This is a genomic window from Arenimonas sp. (assembly GCF_035721105.1).
GTDB lineage: Bacteria > Pseudomonadota > Gammaproteobacteria > Xanthomonadales > Xanthomonadaceae > Arenimonas.
Window position 1 is genome coordinate 11,996 of record NZ_DASTNG010000009.1, and the last position, 20,393, is coordinate 32,388.

A 20,393-nucleotide genomic window follows, 5' to 3' on the forward strand; every position below is an offset into this window, starting at 1 on the left:
GGGGCCGCCGTGGTCAGGCGGCGATGGCCGTGTCCGGGGGCGCCGGCGCCGGTGTGGCCGCCGCCAGCGGGGCCGGCCCGAACCAGTGCAGCGTGTCCGCCAGCGCGGCCACTTCGCCGAGGATGAGCAGGGCGGGCGACTGCACCGCGTGCCGCGCGGCCAGCGCCGGCAGGTCGCGCAGCGTGCCGGTGACGACGCGCTGCTCCGGGCGCGAGCCGTTCTCGACCAGGGCGAAGGGCGTCGTGGCTGCGCGACCGTGGCTGAGCAGGCGGTCGCGGAAGGCTTCGAGTCCGGCCACGCCCATGTAAACGGCCAGCGTCTGCTTTTCCTGCGCCAGCGCGCGCCAGTCCAGCGTGTCCAGCGACGCCTTGCAGTGCGCGGTGACGAAGCGCACGGACTGCGCGTGGTCGCGATGCGTCAGCGGCACGCCGGCGTAGGCGGCGCAGGCCAGCGCGGCGGTGACGCCGGGCACGACTTCGAAGCCGATGCCGTGCGCGTGCAGGAATTCCAGCTCTTCGCCGCCGCGGCCGAACACGAACGGATCGCCGCCCTTGAGCCGCACCACGCGGCGCCCGGCGCGCGCGTGTTCCAGCATCAGGGCGTGGATGCCGTCCTGGCTGACGAGGTGGTTCGCCGCCTGCTTGCCCACTTCGATGAAGTCCGCGTCGCGCCGCGCCAGGGCCAGCACGCCGGGGCCGACCAGGCGGTCGTGCAGGATCACGTCGGCCTGGTTGAGCAGGCGCAGCGCGCGCAGGGTCAGCAGGCCGGGATCGCCCGGGCCGGCGCCGACCAGGGCCACCGAGCCGACGTCGCGCGAACGCGGCGCCCCGGCCAGCGCCGCCTCGAAGGCCGCGCGCGCGCCGTCGGCATCGCCGGCGCGGAATCGCTCCGCCACCGGGCCGGCCAGCAGCGTGTCGAAGAAGCGCCGCCGTCCGGGCAGGCGCGGGTGCCGCTGGCGGATGCGATGGCGTTCGCGCAGCAGCAGGGCGGCGAGCGCGCCCAGCGACTCGTCGAGCTCGGTCTCGAGCTTCTCGCGCAGGTGCCGGGCCAGCATCGGCGCGCCGCCGCCGCTGGAAATGGCGATCTGCAGCGGACCGCGCTCGATCCGCGCGGGCGACTGGTAGCTCGACAGCGCGAGGTCGTCGACCACGTTGGCCCAGATCCGCCGCGCCTCGGCCGCGGCGGCGACCGCGCGGTTCACGCCCTCGTCGTCGGTGGCCGCGACCACCAGCCAGGCGCCCTCGAGCCAGTCGGGCGTGAACGCGCCGGCGACGTGGTCGATGCGGCCCGCCGCCCACAGCGCGGCGACCTCCGCCTCCAGCCGCATGGCGCCCACCAGGACCCGCGCCCCCGCCGCCAGCAGCGGCTCGAGCTTGCGTCGCGCCACCGCGCCGCCGCCCACCACCAGCACGCGGCGGCCGCGCAGGTCGGCGAACAGCGGGAAGAGCGGAGGCGGGGCATCGGACATGGGCCCACCCTAGGCCGCCGCGGTGCGCGGATGAAATGACCGCTGCAACGGTGCATATGCCCGGTGGTTATCAATGCCGTATGGACGCCGGCCGCGGCAGCGGGTTACGGTCGGGGCACGACGTCGGCGCCCCGCGCCCGACCGCCCCAGGACCTTTCGTGACGCCGAGCCCTTCCCGGAAATGTTGTCGCCCGCCCGTGCCCTGAGCCGCGCCTGCGCCACCTTTTGCCTGGAATCGCCATGACCCTCACCCAGCTTCGCTACCTCGTCGCCATCGTCGACGCGGGCCTGAACATCACCCTCGCCGCCGAGAAGGTCCACGCCACCCAGCCCGGCCTGTCCAAGCAGCTCAAGCAGCTCGAGGACGAGCTGGGCTTCCTGCTGTTCCAGCGCAAGGGCCGCAGCCTCGAGGCCATCACGCCTTCGGGCGAAGAGGTGCTGGCCCACGCCCGCCGCGTGCTGGCCGAGGCCGGCAACATCCGCGCCTTCGCCGCCAACCAGCGCGGCGAGACCCAGGGCCGGCTGGTGCTGGTGACCACCCACACCCAGGCCCGCTTCGTGCTGCCGCCGGCGATCGCGGCACTGGCGCGGCGGTTCCCCGACGTCAGCATCCACCTGCAGCCGGCCTCGGAGGGCGAAGCGCTCAGCGCACTGGCGCAGGGCCAGGCCGACTTCGCCGTGGTCAGCACCGCCGGCGACACGCCACCCGGCGGCCTGGCGGTGCCGCTGTACCGCTGGTGCCGGCAGGTGCTGGTCCCGGCGTCGCATCCGCTGGCCGCACTGGATCGCGCGCCGACGCTGGCGGAGCTCGCCGCGTTGCCGCTGATCAGCTACGAATCCACCAACCGGCCCGAATCCTCGCTGCGTCGTGCATTCGCCCACGCGGGCCTGGACCCGCAGGTCGCGATGACCGCCCGCGACGCCGACCTGATCAAGACCTACGTGCGTGCCGGCCTGGGCGTGGGCCTGCTGGCGGAAATGGCGGTGAGCGCGCGCGACGATGCCGATCTTCGCGCCTTGCCGGCGCCCCCGGCGATCCCCGACTGCACCAGCTGGGCCGTGCTGCCGCGCGAACGCGTGCTGCGCGAATACGCGCTGGAGCTGCTGCTGGCCTTAGCCCCCCAACTTGATCGTGTCGACCTCAGGCGAGCGGTGGCGGGCACTGTAGTCCCCAGCTGGCCGCATCCTCCGCGATGGGTTGAGCAGATGTAACTGCCATGTAGAAAGTTTCTCAAAGGGCTCCCTTTGAGCTTACGGGTTCAGAAGGAAGGGCGCTGCTGTGCTATCAATTTCGTGAGAAAGAATACAGGGAGCAGCTTTGCATAACCATGAAGTACTCGGACAGCCAAAAGGACCGCCAGTTACGCAATCGGTTTGCATCAGATTTCAGCTCCGCTCTGTTGCGGAGACTTATCCTAAAGGAGGGAAGTCTTCGCGGACTTGATGCTCTTGATGTCGCTTTCCAATACCCGATCACCGCTATTGCCGGGAAAAATGGTGCTGGGAAGTCAACAATTCTGGCGTTGGCTTGCTGTGGCTTCCACAACGGGAGGGATGGCTTCAAGCTCCCAAAAAGAAAGAACCCGTACTACACCTTTTCAGATTTTTTCGTTCAGCATGCTGACGAAACTCCCCCGCAAGGCGTGAAAATTGAGTACCACATCGCATACAACAACTGGCGAAAGTCGGACCGCTTTCCTGATGGTGTTGGTCTAGGAATCCAGGTTAGAAAAAAGGCGAAAGGCGGCAAGTGGAATAATTATGAAGATCGAGTCGAGAAAAACGTGGTTTTTCTCGGAATAGAGCGAATAGTGCCTCATAGCGAGCGGAGCCAGTCTCGCTCCTACTCACGAGTCTTTAGCGATACGGCGCCTCGCGGCTGGGAAGAAAAAGTCAGGGATGCCGTCGGCTTTGTGCTTGGGAGAAATTATTCCAACTTCAGGTATGTAGAGCACTCGAAGTACAGCTTGCCGGTTGTGAGCGTAGGTGCAACCAGTTATTCGGGATTTAACATGGGAGCGGGCGAAAACGCTCTCTTTGAGATCTTCGCGACTATCTACTCTGCGGGCAAGGGCGCCCTATTGGTCTTGGATGAAGTTGAGCTTGCCCTCCATGCGGAAGCTCAGAGGCGATTCATGGATCGCCTTAAAGACGTCTGCTTGGAGATGGGTACGCAAGTAATTTGCACGACTCACTCGAAAGAGATTTTCGATTGCCTCCCGTACGACGCGAGATATTTTGTTGAAAAGGTCGGTGGGAAGACAAAAATCACGCAGGGAATATCTTCAGAATTCGCGTTTTCAAAGCTGGCAGCGGTTCCTGGGGTTGAGCTGGAGCTGTTAGTTGAAGACGATGTCGCAAAGATTGTGCTGCTGGCTTGCTTGCCGGCTTCTCTGCGATCCAGACTTGCCGTTCGGGTAATTGGCTCGGCCACCGCCCTCTCTCGCCAGTTGGCCGCCACTAGCATTCGCGGAGAGACCGTGCCGACGGTTGTTGTCTTCGACGGTGATCAACGGGTGCGGGAGAGTCAGAACCTATCTCATGCTCGAGACATGTGTGAGAAGCCAAAATCGGATTTTGATGACTGGTTTAAGGCTCGGGTGACTTATCTCCCTGGTGAAACTTGGCCAGAGGCTTGGCTGATCCAGCGAGCGCGCGACTGTGTTGACGGTCTGGCGGCAGATCTTGGATCCGACTCCGGAACTCTAAGTGATGTTTTAGAGTACGGCCTTCAGGCCGGAAAGCACAAGGAATTCTTCGAGATTTCTAGGCAGTTAGGCATTGATCGAAATTCCTGCATTCGGGCGCTTGCCATTGCAGTCAATCGTGCTTTTCCGTCGCACCTAGCGCATTTGAAAAAGAAGATTGCTGATGCGATTGAAGTGGCGTAGCTTTCGGCGCCTCTTCCTTATCCGCATGCCGAAAGCGCAGTTCCGGACCTAATCATCGCCTCGGCCACCCACTCCGCCGCGCGGATGCCGTCAACGCCGGCCGACAGGATGCCGCCCGCGTAGCCGGCGCCTTCGCCCGCCGGGAACAGGCCGCGGGTATTGAGGCTCTGGCCGTCCTCGCCGCGGGTCAGGCGCACCGGCGAGGACGTGCGCGTCTCGACGCCGGTGAGCACGGCGTCGGCCATGTCGAAGCCCTTGATCTGCTTTCCGAACGCGGGCAGCGCCTCGCGGATCGCTTCCACCGCGTAGGCGGGCAGCGCCTGCGCCAGGTCGGTGGGCGTGACGCCGGGCGTGTAGGAGGGCAACACCGCGCCCAGCGACGTGGACGGCCGGCCGGCCAGGAAATCGCCCACGCGCTGGCCCGGGGCCTCGTACGTTCCGCCGCCCAGCTTGAACGCCACCTCTTCCCAGTAACGCTGCAGCGCGATGCCGGCCAGCGGACTGCCGCTGGGATCATGCACGGCGTAGTCCTCGGGCGTGATGCCGACCACGATGGCGGCGTTGGCATTGCGCTCGTTGCGCGAGTACTGGCTCATGCCGTTGGTGACGACGCGTCCGGGTTCGCTGGCCGCGGCCACCACGGTGCCGCCCGGGCACATGCAGAAGCTGTAGACCGAGCGGCCGTTGCGGCAGTGGTGCACCAGCTTGTAGTCGGCCGCGCCCAGGATCGGATGGCCGGCCTGCGGGCCGAAGCGCGCGGCGTCGATCACCGACTGCGGATGCTCGATGCGGAAGCCGATCGAGAACGGCTTGGCCTCCATGTGGACGCCGCGCGCGTGCAGCATCGCGAAGCTGTCGCGGGCGCTGTGGCCCAGCGCCATCACCACGTGGTCGGCGCGGATCGTTTCGCCGCTGGCCAGCACCACGCCGCGCACGCGGCGGTCGCCGTCGGCGTCGGGCTCCACCAGCAGGTCGCCCACCCGGTGCGAGAAGCGGATCTCGCCGCCCAGGCTTTCGATGGTCGCGCGCATGTGCTCGACCATCGACACCAGGCGGAAGGTGCCGATGTGCGGCTTGCTGACGTACAGGATCTCGTCGGGCGCGCCGGCCTTGACGAATTCATCCAGCACCTTCCGGCCCAGGTGCCGCTTGTCGCTGATCTGGCTGTAGAGCTTGCCGTCGGAGAAGGTGCCGGCGCCGCCCTCGCCGTACTGCACGTTCGACTCGGGGTTGAGCACCTTCTTGCGCCACAGGCCGAAGGTGTCGACGGTGCGCTCGCGCACCTGCTTGCCGCGCTCGAGGATGATCGGGCGCAGGCCCATCTGCGCCAGCACCAGGCCGGCGAACAGCCCGCAGGGCCCCATGCCGACCACGATCGGGCGCAGGCCGGGCGTGGGCGCCGGCTGCGCGATGAAGCGGTAGGTGGTGTCTGGCGTGGGCGTCACTTTCACGCGGTGCGCGCGCGGGTCGGCGGCTTCGCGCGCGAGCACGGCGGCCTCGTCGGCGACCTCGACGTCGACGGAATAGATCAGCTGGATGTGGCCGCGCTTGCGGGCGTCGTAGCTGCGCTTGGCCACGGCGAGCGAACGCAGGTCGGCGGCGGGCAGCTTCAGGCGGGCCAGCACGGCCTGCGACAGCGCCGCGTCGGCGTGTTCCAGCGGCAGGGTGAGGTCGGTGAGTCGCAGCATGGGGCGCAAGGTGGGAAAACCGGTGGCTATGGTCCCACACCGCGGCCGGGTCCCGCGCCCGGGGCCCGGGAGGCCCGCCGCGCCGGCCCTTTATAATGGCGGCCCGTCGCACGAGGAGCCGCCGTTGTCCGCAGGAAACCTGAGGTTCCCGGTCCTGACCTACCACGCCGCCAACGTGGCGGGCAGCGACTACCCCCGCAACGACCACGTCGCACTGCAGGCCGACCTGCGCCTGCTGGCGCGCCTGGGCTGGCGGGTGGTGCCGCTGGACTGGGCGGTCGAACAGCACCAGGGCCGGGCCGACCGCGACCTGCGCCGCTGCCTGGCGCTGACCTGCGACGACGGCACCGACCTCGACTTCCGGGCCATCGACTACCCGGGGCTGGGCCGGCAGCCGGGCTTCCTGCCGATCCTGCGCGCGGCCGCCGCCGATCCGTCGGCGCACCATCCGGAGCTGGAGATCACGTCCTTCGTCATCGCCGACCCGGCCGCCCGCGCCGTGATGGACCGCGAGTGCCTGCACGACCGGGGCTGGATGAACGAAGCCTGGTGGGTCGACGCGGCGCGCAGCGGGCTGATGAGCATCCAGTGCCACAGCTGGGACCACAACCACCCGAACCTGCACGATCCCGGTCCCGGCGGCATGCCGCGCGGGGATTTCTTCGTCGTCGACGACGACGCGCGGGCCGCGTTCGAAGTGGACCAGGCGGTGGACTACATCAATGCCCGGATCGGGCCCGGGGCGGTCCGCTATTTCGGCCATCCCTTCGGCCAGGCCGCGGACTTCCTGGTGCGCGACTACCTGCCGCGGCAGGGCGCGCGGCTGGGCCTGCGCGCGGCGTTCGGGACCCAGGGCGAACCGGTCACGGCCGCCAGCGATCCGTGGTCGATGCCGCGCTACGTGTGCGGCTGGCACTGGAAGTCGCCCGGCGAGCTCGAGCGCCTGCTCGCCGGCCTGGGCTGAGCCGGGTCAGAACGGCGAGGCGGCGTGGGCGCGCGCCACCAGCGCCTGCGCCCGCGCCTCGGGCAGCGGCGCCGGGTAGTAGACCAGCAGGTGCGGGTGCGGGGTCTTGCGGAAGCCCGCCGCCAGGTCCAGGCGCTCGGCCAGCACGTCGCCGCAGTAGCCGAACATGGCGTCGCAGCGCGGGCCGTACTGCTTCATCGCCCAGCGCAGGGTGTGCAGGTAGAGGCCGCCCACCGCATGCAGCTGGCGCCGGGCCGCGAAGGGCAGGCGCCGCAGCACGCGGTCGTCGACGCAGACGCCGCCGCCCAGCAGCAGGCCGTCGTCCTCGGTGATGTGGATGTAGCAGGCCGGCCGCCAGTCGCCGTCGGCGGTGCGGCAGTGCGCCAGCACGTGGATCGGGAAGTCGGGCGCCGAGGCGCGGTAGCGGCGCTGGAAGATCGGCTCCGCCAGCGCCTGGCCGTCCGCATGTTCGGCGACGCGCACCCAGTCCTCGATGCCCGTGGCCGCCTTGGTCGTGGCATCCATGCCGGCATTCTAGCCGCCTCGGCGCGCCGCGGCCGGGGTCAGGGCGCGGTGGCCGGCTCGTCGTAGTGCAGGCCGCACTCGCGCCGCAGGCCGAAGAAGCGCGTGTCCTCCGGGGACATGCCGGGCGCCAGCGGCCGGGTGGTGTGGACGTCGCCGATCGATACGAAGCCCTGCTCCCAGAGTGGGTGGTAGGGCAGGCCGTGGCGCGCCAGGTACTGCCCCATGTCGCGGTCGGTCCAGTCGGCCAGGGGATGCAGTTTCCAGCGGCCGTCCTTGATCTCCAGGAACTCGATGCCGGCGCGGCTGCGGGACTGGCCGCGGCGCAGGCCCGCGATCCAGGTGCGCACGCCCAGCGTTTCCAGCGCGCGCTGCATCGGCTCGACCTTGCGCAGGCGGTTGTAGCGATCGATGCCTTCGGCGCCCTGTTCCCAGAGCTTGCCGTGCCGGGCCTCCATCCAGCGGGCGCCGAGGCGCGGCCGGAAGATCCGCAGGTCCAGCTGCAGGCGGTCGGTGAGCGTGTCGATGAAGCGGTAGGTTTCCGGGAACAGATAGCCGGTGTCGACCAGGATCACCGGCAGGTCGGCGCGGACCCGGGTGGCCAGGTGCAGGGCCACGGCGGACTGTGCGCCGAAGCTCGAGGACAGGGCGTGCTCGCCGGACAGCGCGTCCAGCGCCCACTCGATGCGGCGCCGGGCATCGAGGCCGCCCAGCCAGGCATTGAGTTCGCGCAGGGCCTGCACGGATTCGGCGGCGGCGGTGGGGTCGGGGACCAGGCTCATGGCTGCAGCTCCAGGGCAATGCGCGGGCGCGGCACCACCACGCCGGTGCGGACGAGAAAATCACCGAAGCGCTCGCCGTGGCCGCGGTCGGCGGCGTATCGCGCGAACAGGGGATCGAGCGCGGCGAGCAGCTCCGGTTCCGCGATGTTTTCGCGGTAAAGGGTGTTCAGGCGCTGGCCGCGGTGGTCGGCGCCGAGCATCAGGTTGTAGCGGCCGGGCGCCTTGCCCACGAGGGCCACTTCGGCGAGGTAGGGCCGCGAGCAGCCGTTCGGGCAGCCGCTGATCCGAAGGATGATCGGGGCGTCGGCGATGCCGTGCGCGGCCAGCCGTGCTTCGAGTTTGGCGGTGATCGCGGGCAGGTAGCGCTCGGCCTCGGCCATGGCCAGGCCGCAGGTGGGCAGGGCGACGCAGGCGATCGACTCCAGGCGCAGCGGCGTCGCCGTCGAGTAGCCGTCCAGGCCGTGGGCCTGCACCAGCGCGTCGATGCGCGCGCGCTGGTCGGCGGGCACGCCGGCGATGACCAGGTTCTGGTTCGGGGTCATGCGGAAGTCGCCGGCGTGCACCCGGGCGATCTCGCGCAGGCCGGTCAGGTGGGCGCCGTCTTCGCCATCGAGGATGCGGCCCGACAGCAGCCGCAGCGTCAGGTGCCAGCGACCGTCGTGGCCTTCCACCCAGCCGAACCGGTCGCCCGTGTGCTCGAAGGTGAAGGGCCGCGCCGGCGCCAGGGGAAACCCCGTGCGGCCCTCCACCTGCGAGGTGAACCAGTCCAGCCCGCGGTCGTCGAGGGTGTACTTCAGGCGCGCGCGCTTGCGCACCGCGCGGTTGCCGAAGTCGCGCTGGGCGGTGACCACGGCGGTGGCGACGGCGATCACCTGGTCGGGGGTGGCGAAGCCGATGACGTCGGCCAGCCGCGGGTAGGTCCCGGCGTCGCCGTGGGTGGCGCCCATGCCGCCGCCGATGGCGACGTTGTAGCCCACCACCTCGCCGTCCTCGAGCACGGCGATGAAACCCAGGTCCTGGGCGAACACGTCGACGTCGTTCACCGGCGGAATGGCGAAGCCGATCTTGAACTTGCGCGGCAGGTAGGCGTTCCCGTAGATCGGCTCGTCCTCCTCGCCGCTGCCGGCGACGCGCTGCTCGTCGAGCCAGATCTCGTAGTAGGCGCGGGTGTTGGGCAGCAGGTGCGCGGACAGCGCCGCGGCCTGGGCGTGCACGCTGGCGTGCGCGCGCGACTCGTGCGGGTTGGCGGCCACCGCGACGTTGCGGTTGACGTCGCCGCAGGCCGCCAGCGTGTCGATCAGCTGCGCGTTGATGGCCTGCATGGTCGCCTTCAGCTGGCCCTTGATGACGCCGTGGAACTGGAAGGCCTGGCGCGTGGTGATGCGCAGGCCGCGTTCGGCATAGCGGGTGGCGATGGCGTCCAGGCCCAGCCACTGCGCCGGCGTCACCACGCCGCCGGGCGTGCGGGTGCGGATCATGAAGCTGTAGTCGGGCTCGAGCCGGGCGAGCCGGCGCTCTTCACGCAGGTCGCGGTCGTCCTGCTGGTAGCTGCCGTGGTACTTGAGCAGCACCTGGTCGGCCTCGGCCAGCGCACCGGTGACCGGATTGGCCAGGCTGTCGCGCAGCGTGCCGCGGAGGCGGCCGCTGGCCTGCTTGATGGCTTCGACGGAGTGCGCGGACATCAGTACACGTCCCGGGCGTAGCGGCCCTGCTGCTGCAGGCTCGCGAGGTACTCGCGGGCGCCGTCGACGTCGCGCCCACCGTGGCGGCCGACGATCTCCAGCAGCGCGGCCTCGACGTCGCGGCCCATCGCGCTGGCGCCGCAGACGTACAGGTGCGCGCCGCCCTCGAGCCAGTCGAACAGGTCGCGGCCGTGTTCGCGAAGCCGGTGCTGCACGTACACCTTGTCGGCCTGGTCGCGCGAGAACGCGAGGTCGAGCCGGTGCAGCTGGCCGGCCTTGAGCGCCTGCTGCCACTCGAGCTGGTACAGGAAGTCATGGCGCGCATGCGGCGCGCCGAACAGCAGCCACTGCCGGCCCGCGGCGCCGGTGGCCGCGCGCTCCTGGACGAAGCCGCGGAAGGGCGCGACGCCGGTGCCCGGGCCGATCATGACCACGTCGCGCTGGCCGTCGCGCGGCAGCCGGAAGCGCTCGTTCGGTTCGATGAAGACCGGCAGCGCCTCGCCTTCCGTCGCCGAGGCCAGCCGGTGCGAGGCGGCGCCCCAGCGGCGGCCGCCGGGCGCGTCCCACGCCAGATGGTCGACGGTGAGGTGCGCCTCGGCGCCGACCACCCGCTGGCTGGAGGCGATCGAGTACAGCCGCGGCGCCAGCGGGCGAAGTGCGGCCACCAGGTCCTGCGCGGTCCAGGCCGCGGGCCAGGCCTCCAGCAGGTCGATCAGCTGGTGGCTGGCGAGCAGCGTCGCGAGGTCGGCGGCCTGCGCCGGCTGCAGCCGCCGCGCCAGCGCCGCATGGCCGCCGCGTTCGGCGTGCTGGTGCAGGAAGGGTCGGGCCAGGCGCGTCAGTTCGCGCCGCTCGGCCAGCCAGGTGCGCAAGGGCGCGCCGTCGACGGGGGTTTCGGGGTCCAGCGCCAGCGCCGCCATCACGGCGTCCACCAGCGCCGGCGGATTGCGCGGCCACAGGCCCAGCGCATCGCCGGGCTGGTAGGCCAGCCCCGAGCCTTCGAGCGAGAGCTCGAGGTGCCGCACGTCCTTGCGGCTGCCGCGGCCGGTCAGGCGCTGGTTCGCCAGCAGCTCCGCGGCGAAGGGCTGCTCGCGCGACCACGGCGACGCCGGCGCCAGTGCGCGCAGCGGCGTCACGGTGGCGCCGGCGGGCGCCGCCGCGGCGGCCATCGTCGCCAGGCGGGCGCGCGCCTGCGCCAGCGCCGTGTCCAGCCAGGGCGTGGCGACCGTGTCGATGTCGACGTCGGCTTCGCCGCGCGCGAACAGGCGGCGCCCGCCGAGCGCGGCCAGGCGCTCGTCGACCTCGCGTGCGGTGGCGTTGAACAGCGGATAGCTCGAATCGCCCAGCCCCAACACCGCGAACTGCAGCTGGGGCAGCTTCGGCGCACGCTTACCCAGCAGGTGCGACACGAAGCCGCGGGCGTCGTCCGGCGGCTCGCCTTCGCCCTGGGTGCTGATGACGACGTAGAGCAGGCGCTCGTCCTTGAGCTCGTGCAGCGGGTAGGCGTCGGCGCGCAGCAGGCGCACGGCCAGGCCGGCGGCGCCGGCCTGCTCGGCCAGCCGTTCGGCCAGGCGACGGGACTGGCCGGTCTGGCTGCCGTAGACGACGCTCAGGCGCGCGCCCGGCGTCGTCGCCGGGGCCGCCGGCCGGTCGCCCGGGCGGGCGGCCAGGCCGGCGGCATAGCCCGACAGCCACCACAGGCCGGGGGCGTCCAGCCCGTCGGTCAGGCGCGCCAGCAGGTCGACCTTGTCCCCGGGCAGGGGCGGCACGGGCAAGGCGGCGGGGGCGGGAGGCATGGGCGTCGGGCTCGGGACTTCGATGCGCCGACGCTACCGATGGTCCTGCGCCGCGGGAAAGGAACAAGCGGCATGGCCTGATGCCCTGCGCTTATTTGCCGGCCACGGACGGGCGCACGATAGTCGCCGCTCCCTTCCCGCGGCGCCGCCATGGACCTGCCTCCCGAGTTCTTCATCTTCGTCGCCATCGGCCTCGCCGCCCAGCTGGTCGACGGCGCGCTGGGCATGGCCTACGGCGTCACGAGCGCCAGCCTGCTGATGGCCTTCGGGCTGCCGCCGGCGGTGGCCAGCGCCAGCGTGCACGCCGCCGAGGTCGCCACCACCGGCGTTTCGGGCCTGAGCCACGGCCTGTTTGGCAACGTGGACCGCAAGCTGATGTGGTCGCTGGTGCTGCCCGGCGTGCTCGGCGCGGTCACCGGCGCCTGGCTGCTGGCGTCGGTGGACTGGCGCTGGCTGCGGCCGCTGGTGGCGGCCTACCTGTTGGCGCTCGGCCTGGTGCTGCTCTGGCGCGCCTGGCGCGGCCAGCGCCGCAGTCCGCGGCAGGGCGGCAACGTGCCGCTGGGCCTGGGCGCCGGGTTCCTCGACGCGGTCGGCGGCGGCGGCTGGGGGCCCCTGACCACCGGCCACCTGATGGCCCGGCACCTGGAGCCGCGCATCGCCATCGGCACCGCCAACGCGGCCGAGTTCTTCATCAGCCTGGCGGCATCGGTGGTATTCCTGGCCACGCTCGGCCTCGGCCACGTGCACGTGGTGCTGGGCCTGCTGGTGGGCGGCGTGGTCGCCGCGCCGTTCGCCGCGTGGCTGGCCCGGCGCATCCCGGCCCGGCCGCTGATGGCCCTGGTGGGCCTGGTGATCAGCGCGGTCAGCCTCTACAACCTCCTGCGTTGATATCCTGCCGGCCATGAGCGCTCCCGTCCTGTCCCACCTCGACCGCCTGGAAGCCGAGGCCATCCACGTGCTGCGCGAAGTCGCGGCGTCCTTCCAGCACCCGGTGATGCTGTATTCGGTGGGCAAGGACAGCTCGGTGCTGCTGCACCTGCTGGTGAAGGCCTTCCATCCCGCGAAGCCGCCGATCCCGCTGCTGCACGTGGACACCGGCTGGAAGTTCCGCGAGATGATCGCCTTCCGCGACCGCCGCGCCGCCGAGACCGGCGTCACCCTGCACGCGCACACCAATCCCGACGGCCTGGCGCAGGGCGTCAGCCCGGTCACCCACGGCGCCACCGTGCATACCGACATCATGAAGACCCAGGCGCTGAAGCAGGCGCTGGACCTGCACCGGTTCGACGCCGCCATCGGCGGCGCCCGCCGCGACGAGGAGAAGTCGCGTGCCAAGGAGCGCATCTTCTCGTTCCGCAACGCCAGCCACCGCTGGGACCCGAAGAACCAGCGGCCCGAGCTGTGGGACCTCTACAACACCCGCATCGACAAGGGCGAGAGCGTGCGCGTGTTCCCGATCTCGAACTGGACCGAGCTCGACGTCTGGCTCTACATCTATCGCGAGAAGATCCCGGTGCCGTCGCTGTACTTCGCGGCCGAGCGGCCGGTGGTCGAGCGCGACGGCGCCCTGATCATGGTCGACGACGCGCGCCTGCCGCTGCGGCCCGGCGAGGCGCCGGTCATGCGCAAGGTGCGCTTCCGCACGCTGGGCTGCTACCCGCTCACGGGTGCGATCGAATCCGAGGCCGACACGCTGGAGAAGGTGATCGCCGAAATGCTGGTCGCCACCACCTCGGAGCGCCAGGGCCGCGTGATCGACCACGACCCCGGCGCCTCGATGGAGAAGAAGAAGCAGGAGGGCTACTTCTGATGGCCACCGACAAGACCCCCCCGGTCCTGACCGCCACCGAAAACTCCCCTGTAGGAGCGCCTTCAGGCGCGAATTCCTTCGCGAAGAGCTTCGCGCCTGAAGGCGCTCCTACAGGGAGCGTGGCGGCTTACCTGGCGCAGCACGAGGCCAAGCCGCTGCTGCGCTTCATCACCTGCGGCAGCGTCGACGACGGCAAGTCGACGCTGATCGGCCGCCTGCTGCACGACACCCGGCTGCTGCTCGACGACCAGCTGGCCTCGCTGGCCAAGGACAGTCGCCGGCACGGCACCCAGGGCGAGGACATCGACTTCGCGCTGCTGGTCGACGGCCTGGAGGCCGAGCGCGAGCAGGGCATCACCATCGACGTCGCCTACCGCTACTTCAGCACCGACCGGCGCAAGTTCATCGTCGCCGACTGCCCCGGCCACGAGCAGTACACCCGCAACATGGCCACCGGCGCCTCCACCGCCGACCTGGCGGTGGTGCTGGTGGACGCGCGCAAGGGCCTGCTGACCCAGACCCGGCGCCACAGCTACATCGTTTCGCTGCTGGGTATCCGGCACGTGGTGCTGGCGGTGAACAAGATGGACGTGGCCGGCTACGACCAGGCCACCTTCGAACGCATCGTCGCCGAGTACGCCACGCTGGCCGCCGGGCTGGGCATCGAACGCGTGCAGGCGATCCCGCTGTCGGCCCTGCGCGGCGACAACCTGCTGGCGCCATCGCCGGCGATGCCCTGGTACACCGGGCCCAGCCTGCTGCAGGCGCTGGAGGCGGCCGAGCCGGCCCAGCCCGCGGCCGACGCCCCGATGCGCCTGCCGGTGCAGTGGGTGAACCGCCCGAACCAGGATTTCCGGGGCTTCGCCGGCACCCTGGCCGCGGGCACGGTGGCGCCCGGCGACGCGGTGGTGGTGCTGCCTTCGGGCCGCCGGTCCCGGGTCGCCCGCGTGGTCACCGCCGACGGCGACCTGGCGCGCGCGACCACCGGCCAGGCCATCACCCTGGTGCTGGCCGACGAAGTGGACGTGAGCCGCGGCGACGTCATCGCCGCCGCCGGCGACCCGCCGCAGGTGGCCGACCAGTTCGCCGCGCACCTGCTGTGGATGGGCGGGCCGGCGCTGCTGCCGGGCCGGGCCTACCTGCTCAAGACCGGCGCGCGCACCGTCACCGCCCAGGTCACCGAGATCAAGCACAAGGTCGACGTGAACACGCAGGCGATGCTGGCCGCCAAGCACCTGGAGCTCAACGAGGTCGGCGTCTGCAACCTCAGCCTCGACCAGCCGGTCGCGTTCGAGCCCTACGCGGTGAACCGGCGCCTGGGCAGCTTCATCCTGATCGACCGGCAGACGAATGCGACCGTTGCCGCCGGTACCTTCGACTTCGCGCTGCGTCGCGCCGCCAACATCCACTGGCAGCACCAGGACGTCGACAAGCCGGCGCGCGCCCGGCTCAAGGGCCAGCGGCCGCGGGTGCTGTGGTTCACCGGCCTGTCGGGTGCGGGCAAGTCCACCATCGCCAACCTGGTCGACAAGCAGCTGCATGCGCAGGGCTTCCATACCTTCATCCTCGACGGCGACAACGTGCGCCACGGGCTCAACCGCGACCTGGGCTTCACCGACGAGGACCGGGTCGAGAACATCCGGCGCGTGGCCGAGGTGGCGAAGCTGATGACCGAGGCCGGCCTGATCGTGCTGGTGAGCTTCATCTCGCCGTTCCGCGCCGAGCGGCGGATGGCGCGCGAGCTGTTCGCGCCCGGCGAGTTCCTGGAAGTGCACGTCGACACGCCGCTGGCCGAGGCCGAGCGCCGCGATGCCAAGGGCCTGTACGCGAAGGCGCGCGCCGGAAAGATCCGCAACTTCACCGGCATCGATTCGCCCTACGAAGCGCCGGAGGCGGCGGAGCTGGTGCTCGATACGGTGGCGCGGACGCCGGAGCAGCTGGCCGCGATCGTAGTTGCGCGCGTGCTTGAGGACTAGGCGAAGGGCTTCGGGCCTGAAGGCCCTCCTACAGGGACGCGTGTAGGAGGGCCTTCAGGCCCGAAGCTTTTCCGCGAGCACCGACGCATAGCGCGCCGCCGCGCCCTCGCCGTAGGGCAGGAACACCGAAGGCTCGGTCAGCTCCAGCTCCAGCAGCTGCGGGCCGGCCTCGGACGGCAGCAGGTCGACGCGCGCATACACCAGCGGGCCGAAGGGCAGGGCGGCCAGCACCTGGCGCGCCACCGCCTGTTCGGCGTCCGAGGGCTGGCGCGGCTGGATGTGTTCTTCCTTGAACAGCGCGCGGGTCGGGCCCTCGCCGCGCTTGAGCAGCGGCGCCTTGCGGATGGCGTGGCTGAACTGGCCGCCGAAGAACAGCAGCGCGGTCTCGCCCTGTTCGTCGACCGCGCGCAGGTAGGGCTGCACCATCACGTGCCGGCCGGCGTCGAGCAGGCGGCGCACGTGCGCCTCGGCCGCGGCGCGGTCCTCGCGCAGGTAGCGCTGGGCGTCGCGGGAGCCGGCGCCGACGGTGGGCTTGACCACGAACTCGGCCAGGTCGGGGAAGCCGGCGGCGTCCTCGCCGGGCGCGATGAAGTGGCTTTCGATCACCGGCACGCCCTTCGCGGCCAGTTCGCCCAGGTAGCGCTTGTCGGTGTTCCAGCGCACCACGTCCGGGCCGTTCCACAGGCGGGTGGCCCGGGCCGTGCGGTCGCACCAGGCCAGGAATTCCGGCAGCCGGTCGATGTAGTCCCAGGTCGAGCGCAGCAGCACCGCGTCGAAGCGCGCCCAGCTCACCGTCGGGTCGTCCCAGGCCACCACCGACACGTCGAGGTCGGCGGCTTCGCAGGCGGCGCGCAGCGGCGTGAGGTCTTCGTCCAGCCCGTAGGCGGCGATGGCGGTGGCAAGCGCAAGCTTCATTGGACGTCCCGGTAGGAGGGCCTTCAGGCCCGAAGCTCTTCGCGAAAAGCTTCGGGCCTGAAGGCCCTCCTGCGTGATTCAGAGGTTCTGGTAGTTGGGGCCCGCGCCGCCTTCCGGCGTCACCCAGGTGATGATCTGGTACGGGTCCTTGATGTCGCAGGTCTTGCAGTGCACGCAGTTGGCGGCGTTGATCTGCAGGCGCTTGCCCTCGGTGTCCTCGACGATCTCGTAGACGCCGGCCGGGCAGAAGCGCTGGCAGGGATTGCCGTATTCCTCGGCGCACTGGGTGATGCAGACGTCGGTGTTGGCCACCTTCAGGTGCACCGGCTGGTCCTCGTCGTGCTCGGTGGCGGCGAAGTAGACGCCGGCCAGGCGATCGCGCGGCGCCAGCGTGCGCTCGACGTAGTCCCGCTTGGGCTTCTCGGCCACGTCGAGCTTCTGCAGCGCGCTCCAGTCGGGCTTGCAGCGCCAGGTCCAGGGTGACAGGCCGGCGGTGGCGGTTTCCCAGGCCGAGTTGACCAGGCCGAACCACAGGCCCTTCTTGAAGCCGGGCTTGATGTTGCGCACCTTCTTCAGCTCGGCCATCGCCGGCGAGGCGCGCAGCTTGGCGTCGAAGCCGGCCGCGACCGGGGTTTCCTGCGCGGCCAGGTGTTCGGCCGCGAGCATGCCGCTGCGGATGGCCTGGTGCGTGCCCTTGATCTTGGGCACGTTGAGCAGGCCGGCGGTGTCGCCGATCAGCAGCGCGCCCGGCATCTCGACCTTGGGCAGCGACTGCCAGCCGCCGGTGACGATGGCGCGCGCGCCGGCGCTGAGGATGTTGCCGCCCTCGAGCAGGCCCTTGACCTGCGGGTGGTGCTTCCACTGCTGGAAGGCTTCGTAGGGCTGGTAGTTCGGGTCGCGGTAGTCCAGGCCCGAGACGTAGCCCAGCGCGATGCGGTCGCCGTCGAGGTGGTAGAGGAAGCTGCCGCCGTAGGTGTGGCTGTCGGCGGGCCAGCCGAGCGTGTGCACGATCTTGCCGGGCGAAACGCGGCCCGGCGGCACCTGCCACAGTTCCTTGATGCCGATCGAATAGTTCTGCGGGTCGGACTCGGCGTCGAGGCCGAACTTGCGCACCAGCTGCTTGGTCAGGTGGCCGCGCGCGCCTTCGGCCAGCACGGTGACCTTGGCCCGGATGTCGATGCCCTGGGTGTAGCCGGCCTTGTGGCTGCCGTCCTTGGCCACGCCCATGTCGCCGATGCGCACGCCGGCGACCGCGCCGGCCTCGTCATACAGCGGCTCGGCGGCGGCGAAGCCGGGGTAGATCTCGACGCCCAGCGCCTCGGCCTGCGGCGCCAGCCAGGCGCACATCGCGCCGAGGCTGACGATGAAGTTGCCGTGGTTGGACATCTGCGGCGGTACGAGCGGGAACTTGGTGCCGCCGTCCTTGGTGAGGAACCAGAACTCGTCCTCGGTGGCGGGCACGCAGACCGGCGGCGGGTTGTCGCGCCAGCCCGGCAGCAGGGCGTCCAGCGGGCCGGGCTCGATCACGGCGCCGGAGAGGATGTGGGCGCCGATGACCGAGGACTTCTCGATCACGCAGACCGACAGCTCGGGTTTGAGCTGCTTGAGCCGGATCGCGAAGGACAGGCCGGCCGGGCCTGCGCCCACGGCGACCACGTCATATTCCATCACGTCACGTTCACTCATTTCCCAAGGCTCCGTACGGCAAGGTTCGGATTGTCCCGGTTTGCCCGGGGCCGGGCAATCAAGGACACTTCACGCAGCCCCGGACCGGACGCCCGCCCGCATGACCGCAAGCCCCGACGCCCTTCGCCAGGCCCCGCTGTACCGCGTGCTGCATGCCCTGGCCAAGGGGGAAACCAGCAGCGAGGCGCTTACCGGCGCCTGCCTGGCCGCGATCGCGCGCGATGGCCATCTCAACGCCTGGACCTGGGTGGACGCCGCCGGCGCCCTGGCCGCGGCCCGCGCCAGCGACGACCGCCGCGCCGAGGGCAAGCCGCTGGGCCGCCTGGACGGCGTGCCGATCGCGGTGAACGACAACTTCAACGTGGCCGGCATGCCGACCAGCCTGGGCCTGCCCGGGCACCCGGGCCTGGCCGACGAGGACGCGCACGCGGTGCGGCGCCTGCGCGGCGCCGGCGCGGTGTTCCTGGGCAAGACCAATATCGACGAGGCGGCGTTCGGCACCGTGGGCCGCAATCCGCATCACGGCGACGTGCGCAACCCGCTGCACCCGGACCGCGCCGCGGGCGGTGCCTCGGCGGGCGCGGCGGCGGCCGTGGCCGCGGGCCATGCCATCGCGGCGCTGGGCTCGGACACGCTGGGCGCGGTGCGCATCCCGGCGGCGTTCTGCGGGCTGGTCGCACACAAGCCCACGTTCGGTGAAATCAGCTGCCGCGGCATGGCGCCCGCGCTGCGCCGGCTCGACTGCGTGGGCCTGGTGACGCGCACGGTGCAGGACGCCGGCCTGCTGCTGCCGGTGCTCACCGGCTACGACGCCGGCGATCCGCGCTCGCGCAAGCGCCGGGTGCCGCTGGCGCCGCCGGACTGGGTGCCGGGCGAACTCAAGGCCGGCGTGGTCGCCGACCTGTCGGTGTTGGGCGTGGATGCCTCCGTGGCCGAAAGCTTCAGCGCCGTGATGGCGCGGGTGGCGCCGGTGTTCGGCAGTGCGCTGCCGGTGGCGCTGGAAGTGGCGCCGCTGGAGGTGGCCGCGACCCGCCGCGCCGCGCTGCTGCTGATGGAGGCCGAGATCCTGGCCGCGCATGAAACGCGCCTCGACGGCGCGTCGACGCGACTGCGCTGGCTGCTCGACTTCGCCAAGCGCAAGACCGCGGCCGACTTCGCCCGCGCCGACCTGCGCCTGGACCAGCACGTGGTGCGCGTGCGGCGCCTGTTCGAACAGTTCGACGTGCTGCTGCTGCCCACCACCGCGGCCCCGCCGCCGGCCTACGGCGCCGACGAGCCGGCGAACCTCGCCGACCTCACCGCCCTCGCGTCCCTGGCCGGCTGCCCCGCGCTGAGCCTCCCGCTGCCGGGCGGCCTGGGCCTGCAGCTCGTGGGCGCGCCGGGTTCCGACCTGCGCCTGCTGGAACTCGCCGGCGTAATTGCCGCGGTCGCCGATACCGGGGAGTAAGGGATTTAACGCGGATCAGAGCGGAAACATCGGATAAAAGCGGATTTTTAGGATTTTTATGTCGATTGCGGCGGCGCGGCGGCAGCGCGCCGGACCCAAACTTCAATCTGCTCTATCCGCCTTTATCCGACCTTTCCGCTCTGATCCGCGTTAAGACATGAAATACCCCATCCCCGACGGCAGCCTTGAGTACGCCCCGAACTGGCTGCCGCGCGCCGAGGCGGATGAGTTGCTGGCGGTGCTGATGGATTCGATCCGGTGGGAGACGCATCGGATCCGGATGTTTGGACGGGAGGTGGACTCGCCGCGGCTGAGCTGCTGGATCGGGGATCCCGGCGCCAGCTACGTGTATTCGCGCACGCGCTTCGAGCCGCGGCCGTGGCCGGCGGCGCTGCAGGCGCTGCGGCCGCGGATCGATGCCGCCGCCGGTGTCGCGATGAACAGCGTGCTGGCCAATCTCTACCGCGACGGCAAGGACGCGATGGGCTGGCACAGCGACGACGAGCCCGAACTCGGCCCGCGTCCCGTCATCGCCTCGCTGAGCCTGGGCGGCACGCGCCGCTTCGCGTTCAAGCACCGGCGCGACCCGGCGAAGAAGTTCGCCCTCGACCTCCCGCACGGCAGCCTGCTGCTGATGTCCGGCGACACCCAGGCCAACTGGCGCCACGCCCTCCCGCGCACCGCCCGCGCCGTCGCGCCCCGCCTCAACCTCACCTTCCGCCGCATAACCTGAACAAGCGGTACCGGGTTCAATTTCATTTCGGATGAG

The 20,393-nt window shown here is 70.7% G+C and carries 16 protein-coding genes; 8 read left to right on the forward strand and 8 right to left on the reverse strand.

Annotation, left to right across the window (positions count from 1 at the left end; translation table 11 throughout):
* Positions 1–13 precede the first annotated feature (13 nt).
* Positions 14–1,468, reverse strand: a complete 1,455-nt coding sequence (cysG, locus tag VFQ84_RS00505; RefSeq protein WP_325128085.1) for a siroheme synthase CysG — start codon at positions 1,466–1,468, stop codon at positions 14–16.
* 240 nt (positions 1,469–1,708) lie between these two features.
* Between cysG and VFQ84_RS00510 the strand changes: the two genes are divergently transcribed.
* The gene (locus tag VFQ84_RS00510; protein ID WP_325128086.1) at positions 1,709–2,680 is read left to right on the forward strand and encodes a LysR family transcriptional regulator; all 972 of its coding nucleotides are present in this window, start codon (positions 1,709–1,711) and stop codon (positions 2,678–2,680) included.
* A gap of 116 nt (positions 2,681–2,796) precedes the next feature.
* Entirely contained in the window at positions 2,797–4,359 is a 1,563-nt protein-coding gene (locus VFQ84_RS00515) for an ATP-dependent nuclease (RefSeq protein WP_325128088.1), read from the forward strand.
* Between the two features lie 17 nt (positions 4,360–4,376).
* Here VFQ84_RS00515 and VFQ84_RS00520 read toward each other — a convergent pair whose 3' ends face one another.
* Positions 4,377–6,047: an NAD(P)/FAD-dependent oxidoreductase gene (locus VFQ84_RS00520; protein WP_325128090.1), complete on the reverse strand. Its 1,671-nt coding sequence runs from the start codon at positions 6,045–6,047 to the stop codon at positions 4,377–4,379.
* Between the two features lie 124 nt (positions 6,048–6,171).
* On the opposite strand from VFQ84_RS00520, the gene VFQ84_RS00525 reads away from it, so the two are divergent.
* Complete coding sequence (locus VFQ84_RS00525; RefSeq protein WP_325128092.1) at positions 6,172–7,011, forward strand: hypothetical protein; 840 nt, start codon at positions 6,172–6,174, stop codon at positions 7,009–7,011.
* 6 nt (positions 7,012–7,017) lie between these two features.
* Here the strand turns inward: VFQ84_RS00525 and VFQ84_RS00530 are convergent, their stop codons facing one another.
* The 4 genes from VFQ84_RS00530 to VFQ84_RS00545 are packed head-to-tail and all read right to left on the reverse strand — an operon-like array spanning position 7,018 to position 11,790.
* Complete coding sequence (locus VFQ84_RS00530; RefSeq protein ID WP_325128093.1) at positions 7,018–7,536, reverse strand: hypothetical protein; 519 nt, start codon at positions 7,534–7,536, stop codon at positions 7,018–7,020.
* Between the two features lie 38 nt (positions 7,537–7,574).
* Positions 7,575–8,315 (reverse strand): phosphoadenylyl-sulfate reductase, encoded by a 741-nt coding sequence (locus VFQ84_RS00535; protein ID WP_325128095.1) that lies wholly within the window; start codon positions 8,313–8,315, stop codon positions 7,575–7,577.
* A complete protein-coding gene (cysI, locus tag VFQ84_RS00540; protein WP_325128097.1) occupies positions 8,312–9,997 on the reverse strand; it encodes an assimilatory sulfite reductase (NADPH) hemoprotein subunit in 1,686 nt (561 codons plus the stop codon). The genes VFQ84_RS00535 and cysI overlap by 4 nt, the downstream gene beginning before the upstream one ends.
* Positions 9,997–11,790: an assimilatory sulfite reductase (NADPH) flavoprotein subunit gene (locus VFQ84_RS00545; protein WP_325128099.1), complete on the reverse strand. Its 1,794-nt coding sequence runs from the start codon at positions 11,788–11,790 to the stop codon at positions 9,997–9,999. Before VFQ84_RS00545 ends, cysI begins: the two co-directional genes overlap by 1 nt.
* Before the next feature lie 150 nt (positions 11,791–11,940).
* Here VFQ84_RS00545 and VFQ84_RS00550 point away from each other — a divergent pair, with 150 nt between their 5' ends.
* Genes VFQ84_RS00550 through cysN form a run of 3 tightly spaced genes read left to right on the forward strand, consistent with a single transcriptional unit; the run spans position 11,941 to position 15,576 of the window.
* Positions 11,941–12,678, forward strand: a complete 738-nt coding sequence (locus tag VFQ84_RS00550; RefSeq protein ID WP_325128101.1) for a sulfite exporter TauE/SafE family protein — start codon at positions 11,941–11,943, stop codon at positions 12,676–12,678.
* 13 nt (positions 12,679–12,691) lie between these two features.
* Positions 12,692–13,600 carry a sulfate adenylyltransferase subunit CysD gene (gene cysD / locus VFQ84_RS00555; RefSeq protein ID WP_325128103.1) on the forward strand — a complete coding sequence of 303 codons (909 nt, stop codon included), beginning with the start codon at positions 12,692–12,694 and terminating at the stop codon, positions 13,598–13,600.
* The gene (cysN, locus tag VFQ84_RS00560; protein ID WP_325128105.1) at positions 13,600–15,576 is read left to right on the forward strand and encodes a sulfate adenylyltransferase subunit CysN; all 1,977 of its coding nucleotides are present in this window, start codon (positions 13,600–13,602) and stop codon (positions 15,574–15,576) included. Before cysD ends, cysN begins: the two co-directional genes overlap by 1 nt.
* A gap of 54 nt (positions 15,577–15,630) precedes the next feature.
* Here cysN and VFQ84_RS00565 read toward each other — a convergent pair whose 3' ends face one another.
* A complete protein-coding gene (locus tag VFQ84_RS00565; RefSeq protein ID WP_325128107.1) occupies positions 15,631–16,491 on the reverse strand; it encodes a hypothetical protein in 861 nt (286 codons plus the stop codon).
* Positions 16,492–16,569: 78 nt separating this feature from the next.
* A complete protein-coding gene (locus tag VFQ84_RS00570; protein WP_325128109.1) occupies positions 16,570–18,177 on the reverse strand; it encodes an electron transfer flavoprotein-ubiquinone oxidoreductase in 1,608 nt (535 codons plus the stop codon).
* 100 nt (positions 18,178–18,277) lie between these two features.
* Here VFQ84_RS00570 and VFQ84_RS00575 point away from each other — a divergent pair, with 100 nt between their 5' ends.
* Entirely contained in the window at positions 18,278–19,624 is a 1,347-nt protein-coding gene (locus tag VFQ84_RS00575; RefSeq protein ID WP_325128111.1) for an amidase, read from the forward strand.
* A 157-nt stretch (positions 19,625–19,781) separates the two neighbouring features.
* The gene (locus VFQ84_RS00580; RefSeq protein WP_325128113.1) at positions 19,782–20,357 is read left to right on the forward strand and encodes an alpha-ketoglutarate-dependent dioxygenase AlkB; all 576 of its coding nucleotides are present in this window, start codon (positions 19,782–19,784) and stop codon (positions 20,355–20,357) included.
* The last annotated feature ends 36 nt before the right edge of the window (positions 20,358–20,393 follow it).